The 9,863-nt window shown below is 74.6% G+C and carries 8 protein-coding genes; 5 read left to right on the top strand and 3 right to left on the bottom strand.

The window, feature by feature from the left end; all coding sequences use genetic code 11:
* Window positions 1-73: 73 nt before the first annotated feature.
* The gene (locus EKH77_RS31665; protein WP_126917608.1) at window positions 74-943 is read right to left on the bottom strand and encodes a universal stress protein; all 870 of its coding nucleotides are present in this window, start codon (window positions 941-943) and stop codon (window positions 74-76) included.
* A gap of 225 nt (window positions 944-1,168) precedes the next feature.
* Here EKH77_RS31665 and EKH77_RS31660 point away from each other — a divergent pair, with 225 nt between their 5' ends.
* Together EKH77_RS31660 and EKH77_RS31655 are read left to right on the top strand one after the other, a co-directional pair.
* Window positions 1,169-2,029: an alpha/beta fold hydrolase gene (locus tag EKH77_RS31660; RefSeq protein ID WP_126917607.1), complete on the top strand. Its 861-nt coding sequence runs from the start codon at window positions 1,169-1,171 to the stop codon at window positions 2,027-2,029.
* On the top strand, window positions 2,017-3,255 hold the full coding sequence (locus EKH77_RS31655; RefSeq protein ID WP_126917606.1) for a hypothetical protein: 1,239 nt from the start codon (window positions 2,017-2,019) through the stop codon (window positions 3,253-3,255). The genes EKH77_RS31660 and EKH77_RS31655 overlap by 13 nt, the downstream gene beginning before the upstream one ends.
* Here the strand turns inward: EKH77_RS31655 and EKH77_RS31650 are convergent.
* Window positions 3,248-3,799 (bottom strand): hypothetical protein, encoded by a 552-nt coding sequence (locus EKH77_RS31650; RefSeq protein ID WP_126917605.1) that lies wholly within the window; start codon window positions 3,797-3,799, stop codon window positions 3,248-3,250. The two genes, EKH77_RS31655 and EKH77_RS31650, sit on opposite strands and share 8 nt — an antisense overlap.
* A gap of 124 nt (window positions 3,800-3,923) precedes the next feature.
* On the bottom strand, window positions 3,924-4,838 hold the full coding sequence (locus tag EKH77_RS31645) for a nuclease (RefSeq protein WP_126917604.1): 915 nt from the start codon (window positions 4,836-4,838) through the stop codon (window positions 3,924-3,926).
* Between the two features lie 254 nt (window positions 4,839-5,092).
* Between EKH77_RS31645 and EKH77_RS34495 the strand changes: the two genes are divergently transcribed.
* From EKH77_RS34495 to EKH77_RS31635, 3 genes are all read left to right on the top strand, one after another.
* A complete protein-coding gene (locus tag EKH77_RS34495) occupies window positions 5,093-5,221 on the top strand; it encodes a hypothetical protein (protein ID WP_276319252.1) in 129 nt (42 codons plus the stop codon).
* 96 nt (window positions 5,222-5,317) lie between these two features.
* Window positions 5,318-8,515: a lantibiotic dehydratase gene (locus EKH77_RS31640; protein ID WP_126917603.1), complete on the top strand. Its 3,198-nt coding sequence runs from the start codon at window positions 5,318-5,320 to the stop codon at window positions 8,513-8,515.
* A gap of 20 nt (window positions 8,516-8,535) precedes the next feature.
* Window positions 8,536-9,825, top strand: coding sequence for a lanthionine synthetase C family protein (locus tag EKH77_RS31635; protein WP_126917602.1), 1,290 nt, complete (start codon window positions 8,536-8,538; stop codon window positions 9,823-9,825).
* The last annotated feature ends 38 nt before the right edge of the window (window positions 9,826-9,863 follow it).

Raw genomic sequence — 9,863 nt, 5'->3', positions numbered from 1 at the left:
GCCGCAGTCGGGGGGACGCGAGGCGGTGGCGGGCGCCCGTCGGGTCGTCCGCGACCCGTGGCCTCACGACGCGTCAGGGCGCCGACGGGGCCGGGGCGATGATCAGCGGGCAGTCGGTGCCGTGGATCAGGCTACGGCTGGTCGAAGCGACCAGCGCTTCCCTGAGTCCGCTTCTTCTGCGCGTGCCGACCACGAGGCAGCGCGCGTGGCGGGACGCCGAGGCGAGCATCGCCGCGGGGTCGCCGACGAGGACGTCCTGCCGGACTGCGACACCCGGGTACCGCTCCCGGTGCGCCGCCAGGGACTCCGAGAGGTCCGCCCGGGCCTCCGCCAGGGCATCGGTCCTCCCCGCGTCCCGGGGCGTGCGGACCAGGATCGCGACCAGGCCGACCCCGCGCAGGGACGCCTCCTCGAAGGCCAGGTCGACGGCTGGGCGGGCCGAGGGCGAGCCGTCCGCCCCGACCGCCACGGGCGCGTCGTCCGGCACGCCGGGGAGCGGCTCCCGGACGAGCACGACCGGGCAGGCCGGGTGTCCGGTCAGGGCGTCGGCCTCGTCCCGGGGCGTGAAGAGCGAGTCCGCCACGGCGTGGCGTGGTGTGGGCAGGACGACGAGACTCGCGGACCGGGCGGCTTCCCGCAGGACCCGTGGGGGGCGCCCGGAGGCCAGCTCCGTGTCGATCTCCAGCCCGGGGTGGTGGCGCAGCGCCTGGTCGCGTGCTTCGCGCAGCAGCGTTTCCCCCCGCGCGTGGATATGTGTCGCCCAGGTGTGGGCCCGGCTTTCGGGTTCCGCGTCCGGGAGGGTGATCGCCGCCCCCGCCTGGACGTACAGCAGCCGCAGGGGGAGGCTCCGGAGGGCCGCCTCGTCGGCCGCCCAGCGCACGGCGTGCTCGCCGAGGGGCCGGTCGGAGACCTCCACGAGCACGGCCTGCCGGCTTCCCACCATCAGGAGACCTCCTCCGGTCCGTCCTGGCCTGCTCTATCTCTGCCTCCAGAGTGCTCTGTCTCCAGCGTGCGGCCTTCACCGGCATCGCGCACGGGGCGGCCTGGGGGCAGGGGGCCCGGGGTATGGGAGCGGTGCGTCCGGGCATGCCTATGGCGACGCCCTGCCCTGTGGAAGCGGGCTCATGCCCGGGGCCCGGTATCGCTGTCGGTACTCACCTGGAGTGCGATGGACACGCTCACGACGGGGACGCTAGCGGTGCCGGGCGCTCGGCTGTACTACGAGGTACGGGGTGCGGGGCCGCCCCTGTTGCTCATCACCGGTGGCAACAGCGACGCGGCCGTGTTCGAGGGCTTGGCCGCCGCGCTGGCCGCGCGCTTCCGCGTCGTCGGCTACGACCCGCGCGGCATCTCCCGCAGTGTGCTCGAGGGGCCGCCGGTGGAGCAGCGGGTCGAGGTGCACGCGGACGACGCGTTCCGCCTGCTGGAGCGTCTGTTCCCGGCGGGCGAGCCGGTCCTCGTGTTCGGCAGTTGCCTGGGTGCTCTCGTGGGGCTGGAGCTCGTGTCACGTCATCCGGGGCGGGTGCGGGCGGTGGTGGCGCACGAGCCGCCCGCCCTGGGCCTGCTGCCGGACGCCGAGGAGCACCACGCGCTCGTCGACGACGTCCTGCGGACGTTCCACCGCGAGGGCGTGGCGTCGGCCCTGCACAGGCTCAGTGCGCTCTTCGGCGGCCGTCCCGCGCCGGCGCTGCCCGAGGAGCGCGACAACTCCGCGTTCTTCCTGACTCATGTCATGCGCCCTGCCACACGGTTCGTGCCCGACTCCGCCGCGCTCGCGGCGGTGGCGGACCGGGTCACGATGGCGGGCGGCCACGATTCGCGTACGTATGTCATCCACCGCCCTGCGGTGGCCCTGGCGCACCGGCTGGGGCACCGGCCCGCACTGTTCCCGGGCGGCCACGCCGGATACGCCGGACAGCCGGGGGCGTTCGCGGAGCGCCTCGTCGAGGTCTTCGCCGCCCGGCCGGCGGGCGGCGGCGCGGACCGGGGCGGGGCCGGAGGTCCGGGGGCGCCGGCATGCGTATCGTGATGGGGGCTCAGAACTGCGGGTTCGGTCCGGTCGCCGAACTCGCCGCGGTCTCACGGCTGCTCGCCGGCCACGAGCGGGTGTTCGTGGGTGACGGTGTGGCGGCGTCCTTCGCGCGGGCCAACCCGGACGCCTTCGACGACATCCGGCCGGTGTCCGGGGCCGTCAGCGCGCTCCTGGAGTCCAGCGATCATGTGGTGTCGGCGATGGACGCGGACCTGGCCCTGCGGGCCGTGGTGGCGCGACGGCCGGTGGTCATGGTGGACAGCCTGTTCGGCTTCTGGCGGCTCGGGCGGCCACTGGCCCGGATCCGCGACCTGTGCGAGGGGCTGCCGCGCTCCGGATACGCGGCGGCTGACGCCCACCTCCGTGAGCTCTCCCCGCACGAGCGGATCGTGGCCGCGCATCTGCTCGCCACCGACAGCGTGGTGCAGAACTTCCCGGGGATCGACGCACGCCTTGCCGAGTTCGCCGCGCTCGGATCGGGGCCCGCCGTGCACCTGACCGGCGCGATCATCGATCACACCGGCCTGCCGGCGCCGGGTGCGGCGCCCCCGGAGTACGACCTGCTGGTCAATGTCGGCGGTTTCAGGAACTTCCTGCTGGATTTCGAGTCGCACAACGACTATCTGTTGCTGCTGGAGCGCCGGCTCGAGGACCTGCCGCGCGACTGGCCGAGGTTCCGGCGCGTGCTGGTCTGCGGCGGCCCCTTCGCCGGACGGCGGGGGCGAACCGTCTCGTCCGCCGGCCGGGAGACCACCTTCCGTTGCCTGCCCCGGCGCGAGCTGCTGCGGCAGGTGGCGAACACCCCCGCGTACCTGATGGCACCGGGGCTGACCGCGCTCCACGAGGCGCTGGCCCTGGACCGGCTGCCGCTGGCACTGCACGAGCAGCACTACGCCCACGTCTTCACCGTGCGACGTCTCGGCGGCACGCTCTTCGGGCGGACCGCCAACCGGTTCTCGGACGTCGTGCCGTACGACGACGTACCGGAGGAGGACTTCGCCGGCACCGCGGCCCTGGTGAGGATCGCGGGCCGGGTACGGACCGACGAGGACCTCTATGCCGCGTTCCGGCGTTCCTTCAACGAACGCGTCGAGCGGTACCTCTCGCTCACGCCGACGCAGCGACGGCTCGGCGTAAGGGAGTTGCAGGACGTTCTCGGAGGTGAGCCCGTCTCCTCGGTGGTGGCCAGGATCTTCCGGCCGGGCGGCCGGGGCCTCACGTGATCGTGAGCGTCGTCACTCCCGTGGCGCCCGTGAAGCCGGTGGTGAGGCACCGCAGCACGCCCGGTTGCGGGAGGGTGATGATCTCGACGGCGGTCCGGCCCTTGAACCGGCCCTTGACGACCTTGCCGGTGATCGTGGTGACGACCTGGCCCGCCACCTCCGTGCTGCTGCCGCTGATGTCGGCGACGCTCGTGTCGCCGGTGCTCCAGCGGAAGGTCCGCCGCGCCGTGAAGCCCTCAAGAAGGTCGTCGCAGCCGGCGAACAGCCCGAACGTCTCCTGGTACGACCCGCTCCGCACCTTCCCTCCCACGTCGACGCACGACACGAACCGTCCGTCGGTGGTGACGTCGAAGTGCCGTGGCCGGAAGGTGACTCCGGGGCTGTAGGAGACGGACTCGGTGCCCTGGCACTGCAGGAGGACCGACCGCCGGTCGTGGCCGTGCGCCGAGGCGGACGCCATGGGCGTCGCCGCCAGGGCGAGGGCGGCGGTCGCCGCCGCCAGGGCACGGGTACGTGAACGCCGGCGTGATCTCTCAACGGTCATGGTCCGTGGCATCCCCTGCCCGGACGCCCGCGACACGGGCGTGCGGGAGTGACCGGAGTGGGGTCCGTTCATGGGCAGGCGCCCGTGAGAGGGCGAGCGCCGCCCCGAGGGCCCGCGCGGCCGGTCACTTCTCGTCGAAGAGGAGCTCTTCCGAGGGGTGGGTCATCTTCACGGTCTCGCCGTTGGTGATCTCGACGACGTTGTGGAGGCCGGTGATGAGCTTGGACTCGTGGTCGGCCGACAGGACGCGGAACTTGTCCGCCGCGCCGCCCAGGTACGCGGGGAAGCAGGCCAGCGACGTGTTGCCGAGCGACAGGTACTCCTTCAGCCTGCGGAACAGCTTGGGAAGGATCACCGCGCCGTTGTCGGTGATCGAGGCCATCCCGGTGACCTTCGCCCCGGTGAGGGTCACATCGCCGAGCGTGTCGGAGGTGATGTTCCAGATGCCCTTGCCGGGGTCGGCCTTCGCCGTCAGGGCGGCGGCGGTCATCGCGCGGCGCAGCTCGGCGGGGAAGCCCGAGTAGAAGGTGGGGTAGGCCAGTCCCTCGGCGAGCAGGTGCTGGTTGGCCGTCTTCTCCAGGAGCGTGGCCCTGACGTCGATCTCGTATCCGCTGGCTCCCACCGGGGGGCCGGGGACGACCAGGGCCACGCAGCGGCCGAAGACATCACTGCCGCGGGTGAGGATGTAGCCCGGGACCCTGTCGGGAGTGGCGGAGATGGTCTCGTGACCGGTCTGGAGGTCCAGGGTGCGCCGGATGTCGGTGAATCCGAGCCACGTCAGCATCGCGTCCGTGGCGGCGTCGGCGAACTTCCTCGGCTGGCGCTCCTCCGTTCCATAGTTGCCGGAGTAGTGGGTCTCCAGCGCGTCGATGCCCTCGAGTCGCACGTCGACGTGGCCGTCCGCCGCCGGCTCCGGTTTGTGGCATCCCTGGACGAGCTTCCATTCGCCCACGTAGTCCGGGATGAACGGGACGGTGTCCCCGTCGGGTCTGGTGTGGCCGGAAAGGTGAAAATTTCCCTTGATCAGCAGCATGGGCATGGCGTCTCCCATGGACTCCGGGACGGGCCATTGCCTCGCGAGGCGCTTGCGGAAGAAGCGAACCGGCTCGTTTCCATGCTGCGACCGCTCCGGCGCGACCGCCATTGGAAGACCGGGTGGGGCGTGGACGTGGCGTCGACGCCACGTAGATAAGCCGTAGAAAGGCGCTCCGTACGTTGATGTCAGTCGCCGGGAAGAACCCCGGGGCCGCCCCGGAGACGGGGAGCGTCGCACACGAAGTGAATGGAGTCGACATGAACAACTTCGACGAGCTGTTCGAGCTGGACGTCATCGAGATCGCCGCCACCGGCGAGGACGAGCAGGCCGCCGCGGTCCAGGCCGCGACCGGCTCCTGGCCGTTCTACTGCAAGACCACCATCTGACGGTCGGTCCTGCGTCCGAACAGGATCCACGAGTGAGGCGGCCCGACCCCCAAGGGCCGCCTCACTCGTTCCCCCGCACCACTCTGGAGGCTCCCCGTGGCGGCACCCACGGCCCAACCGGGCAGTGACATCCCCGGTCCGTCGACCTTCCGTTGCGCGGACACCCTGCTGTTCCGCGCCGCGATCCGGCCGCCGGAACCGTCCGGCGGCCCCCAGGAGCCCTGCGACAGCGGCGACGAGGCGGAACTGCGGGAGCATCTGCGCACCGCCGCGGCCGACGACCGGCTCAGGGAGGCGGTCTCGCTGGCGAGTCCTTCCCTGAGCCGGACCCTCGACGCCGTGCTCGCCGGAGAGCCGGTGCGCGCCAAGCAACTGCGGCGCGCGGTGCGGGCGCTGGCGCGGTACCGGCTGCGGATGTCCGGCCGGGCCACGCCCTTCGGCACGATGGCGGGGGTCGCCGCCATCGGCTTCGCCGACGGGCCGGCGACGGCCGGGGTCCGCTGGGGCGAGCGTCACCGCAAGGCGGTGCGGCCCGACATGGGCTGGCTTACCGAGGTGGTGGCGCGGCTGGAGCGCGAGCCGGCCGTGCTGCGGCCGCTGCGCGTCGTCCTCAACGACCTGTGCTTCGTACGGGGTGACCGGCTGGTCGTCCCCTACGTCCCGGCCCCCGGGGCGGGAACCCGGCCGGTCACCCAGGAGGTGTCGGTACGGGCCGGCGCGGTGGTGCGCCACGTCATGCGGCGGGCCGCCCTGCCCGTGCCGTTCGGTGATCTGGTCGCCGACCTCCTCGCCGCCTACCCCGGGGTGTCGGCCGCCACCGTGGAGCGGCACCTCGTCGACCTCGTCGGATCGGAAGTGCTGCTGACGGAGCTCCGCCCGCCGCTGGACGGCGCGGATCCGCTCGGCCATGTGCTGGACCTGCTGGCCGCCCGGGATCGCGCGGCCGAACCGCTCCCCGGCCCCGTGGCCCTCATCGCCGCCGAGTTGTCGGCGGTTCACAAGGAACTGGCCGACTACGCGGCGACGCCGCTCGGCCGCGGCCGTGGGGCCCGCGACGCCGCCGGCCACCGGATGGCCGCCCTCCATCCCTCGGACCACCTCCTCCAGGTCGACCTGGGCCTCGACGTGGACGTCCGGCTGCCGCCCGCCGTGCGCGCCGAGGCGGAACGGGCGGCCGAGACCCTGTGGCGGCTGGCCGCGGCCCGGCCGGGCCCGGCTCATCTGCGCCAGTACCACGTCGATTTCCTCGAACGGTATGGTGCCGGGCGCGCCGTACCGCTGACGGAACTCCTCGATCCGGACATCGGCCTCGGCGGCCCCGCCGGGTACCGGCTCCCCGCCACCGCGCGGACCGCCCAAGGGAGTCCGGCGGACGCCCGGGAGCAGCGGGAGCGGGGCCAGGACCGGCTGCTGACCGAGCTCGCCCAGGAAGCGTCCGTCAACGGCGAGCGGGAGGTCGTCCTGGACGACGCCCTCGTGGAGCGGCTCACCGCCGGTGACGAAGAAGCGCCGGCCCCGCCGTCGTTCGAGATGCTGGCGCAGTTGCTCGCCGACTCGCCCGAGGCGCTGGCCGGCGGTGACTTCCGGCTGGTGGTCACCGGTGGGGCGCGTACGGCGGGAGCGCACGCGGGGCGCTTCGGGTTCGTGCTGGGCGCCGACGACGACCGGGTCACCGAGGTGGTGCGGCGGGTACCCGGGGCCGCGCCCGGCGCCGTCCCCGCGCAGTTGATGTTCCCGCCGCCGCTCGGCGCTACCACCAACGTGGCGCTGGTGCCGCGCCGTCTGACGCACACCATCACGCTCGGCGCGTTCGCCGACCGTACCGACGGGACGGAGCTCGGCGTGTCCGACCTGGCCGTCGTCGCCGACGTCCACCGGCTCGCCGTGGTGGCGCCCCGGCTCGGCAAGGAGGTCGTGCCGGTCGTCCCCAGCATGCTCGCGACGGTGTGGCACGCGCCGAACGCCGCCCGGTTCCTGCACGAGGTGACCCAGCACGGCTTCCCGGCGTGGCCGCGCTGGCGCTGGGGGGCCGCGGACGACCTGCCGTACCTGCCCAGGGTCCGGCGCGGGCGCACGGTGCTCGCCCTGGCCCGCTGGCGTCCGACGGACCCGGCGCTCTCGGAGCGGGCCACCGCGCCCGCCGACTGGGAGCGGCTCTTCGACGCCTGGCGCTCCCGCTGGCGGGTGCCGGACCGGGTGGAGAGCGTCAACGGGGACAACCGCGTCGCCCTCGACCTGCGGCGCCCGTTCCACCGCGCGCTGCTGCGCGACGAGTGGCTGCGCCGCCCGGGCGGCTTCCTCCAGGAACCGCCGACGGACTGCGGCCACGGCTTCGGCTGGCTGACCGACGGCGGCGAGCGGTCCGGCCGGGTCAACGAGATCGCGTTCCCGATGCTCCGGTCGGCCCCCGCGCCCGGCGGCGCGGGCGCGTCCGCCCTCCGGCCCGTGCCCGTGCCCGAGCCCCGCCGTGTCCGCGCCGCCCACGCCCCCGGCTCGCGGTGGCTGTACGCCAAGGTGTACTGCTCGGCCGAGCGCCAGGACGAGATCCTCGCCCGGCGGCTGCCCCGGCTGCTGGAGGGGCTGCCCGGTGAGGTCGACCGCTGGTTCTACCTCCGTTACCGCGACCCGGACCCCCATCTGAGGCTGCGTTTCCACGGCGAGCCCGCCGTCCTCACCGGCTCCCTGCTGCCCCGGCTGCGGGACTGGTGCGACGGGCTGGCCGCCGAGGGGCTCGGGGACAGGCTGGTGCTGGACACCTACGACCCGGAACTCGAACGCTACGGAGGACCCGCCGCGGCAGCCGCCGCCGAACTGGCCTTCCACGCCGACAGCCTGGCCTGCCGGGAGCAGGTCGAGCTGCTCGACAGCCGTGCGCTGTCCCTGGACAGGACGGTGCTCAGCGCGCTCGGCCACGTCGACCTGGCCTGCCGTGTCGCGGGCACCACGGAGGGCGTCCGGTACCTGCTCGACCGCCCGGTGCCCGACGCCGAGCCCTCGCGCGCCGCCAAGGACCTGGCGCGGGAACTGATCGACCCGTTCGGCGGCTGGCAGCGGCTGCGCGCGCTGCCCGGCGGCCCGGCGCTGCTCGCGTGCTGGGAGCGCCGCGCCCCCGCACTGACCGCGTACGGAACGCTCCTCCGGGAACTCGGCGCGGGCACCGGACCGTTGGGCTCCCTCCTGCACATGCACCACAACCGGCTCACCGGCATCGACCGTCCTGCCGAGGAGCGCTCCTTCGCCCTGGCCGCCGCGGCGCTGCGCAGCCGCCGGGAACGCCTCCGGGCGGCCCGGTGAAAGCGCGGGTGGGGGTGCCGATGGACGTGCCGATAGGCGCGCCGGTGGACGCGCTGCGCCGACGGGCCGCCGACGTCGTGGCGACCGTCGCGCGGCGGCTGGCCGACCCCGCCGTCGAAGCGGCCCGGGACGTGTCCGCCTTCCGCGCGGCGAGCCTCGGCGACGGCGCGCCGGGCATCGCCCTGCTCCACGCCGAGCTGGCCCGCACCGATCCGGCGCACCGGACCGCCGCCCAGGCGTGGTTGCGGCACGGCGCCGCGCTCGCCGCACGGGCGACGGCTCCCGGGCCGCAGGGGCTGTACGGGCCCGTGGCCGCCCTGTCGTTCGCCCTCCACCGGGCGGCGGCGGGTCCCGCGGCCCGGGACCATCTCGCGCGGCAGGTCGCCGGGATCGCGGGCGCCCGGGCCGGGCGTGAGGAACGGCGCGTCGCCGAGCGCCTCGGCTGCGCCGACTTCACCGCGTACGACGTGATCAGCGGGCAGGCCGGACTGGGCGCGCACCTGCTGGAGCTCGGCGGCCCGGCCGAGGCCGCCGTCGCGCGCCTGGTGCGGGCGCTGACGTCGCTGGCCCGGCCGGTGCGCGTGGACGGCTGGCTGCTGCCCGGCTGGTGGGTGGCGCTCGCCGGGGACTCGTACCGGCCGGTGGACCCGGCGGAGGGGCACGCCAACCTGGGCATGGCCCACGGCCTCCCGGGCCCCCTCGCCCTGCTGGCCCTCGCCTGGCGGCAGGGGGTGCGGGTGCCCGGCCAGCGGGCCGCGATCACCGGTTTCGCCGAATGGCTCCTCGTGCGACGCCGGACGGACGGCGCGGGATCCTGGTGGCCGGGTCAGCTGGCCTCGGGCCCCGCGCGACCCGGGGCGGGGCCGCCGTCCTGGTGCTACGGCACCCCGGGCATCGCCCGTGCCCTCCAGCTCGCGGGCCTCGCCCTGGGCGTCCCCCGCTGGCAGGAGGCCGGCGTGGAGGCGCTGCGGGCCGCGCTGAGCCGTGCCGCGTCGGCGGAGGCGGAGCCGTCGGCCGAGGCCGGGCTCTGCCACGGGGTGGCCGGTCTGCTCCAGACCACCTGGCGCGTCGCCCGCGACAGCGGCGACGCGGAACTCGCCGGCCACCTGCCGGGGCTGGCGGCCCGTCTGCTGGACCTCGTCGACGGGGAGCGGCCGTTCGGCTTCGCCGACGCCCCGGGCGAACGGCCGCCCGAGGAGCATCCGGGCGGTTTCCTCACCGGCGCGGCCGGCGCGGCGCTCGCCCTCCACACCTTCGCCACGGACACCGCGCCCGCCACCCGCTGGGACCGCGCGCTGCTGCTGGCCTGATGAACAGCCGGAACCCGACCAGCCGGAACCCGGCAGCC

Source organism: Streptomyces luteoverticillatus (assembly GCF_003970715.1).
In the GTDB taxonomy this organism is placed as follows: Bacteria; Actinomycetota; Actinomycetes; order Streptomycetales; family Streptomycetaceae; genus Streptomyces; species Streptomyces abikoensis.
This window is presented reverse-complemented; position numbering and strand designations above follow the sequence as displayed.

Bases quoted from the DNA above. Each gene is read 5' to 3' on its own strand.
- EKH77_RS31645 (WP_126917604.1), bottom strand. From the start codon at position 4,838: ATGCCCATGCTGCTGATCAAGGGAAATTTTCACCTTTCCGGCCACACC.
- EKH77_RS31665 (WP_126917608.1), bottom strand. From the start codon at position 943: ATGGTGGGAAGCCGGCAGGCCGTGCTCGTGGAGGTCTCCGACCGGCCC.
- EKH77_RS34495 (WP_276319252.1), top strand. From the start codon at position 5,093: ATGAACAACTTCGACGAGCTGTTCGAGCTGGACGTCATCGAGATCGCC.
- EKH77_RS31660 (WP_126917607.1), top strand. From the start codon at position 1,169: ATGGACACGCTCACGACGGGGACGCTAGCGGTGCCGGGCGCTCGGCTG.
- EKH77_RS31655 (WP_126917606.1), top strand. From the start codon at position 2,017: ATGCGTATCGTGATGGGGGCTCAGAACTGCGGGTTCGGTCCGGTCGCC.
- EKH77_RS31635 (WP_126917602.1), top strand. From the start codon at position 8,536: ATGGACGTGCCGATAGGCGCGCCGGTGGACGCGCTGCGCCGACGGGCC.
- EKH77_RS31650 (WP_126917605.1), bottom strand. From the start codon at position 3,799: ATGACCGTTGAGAGATCACGCCGGCGTTCACGTACCCGTGCCCTGGCG.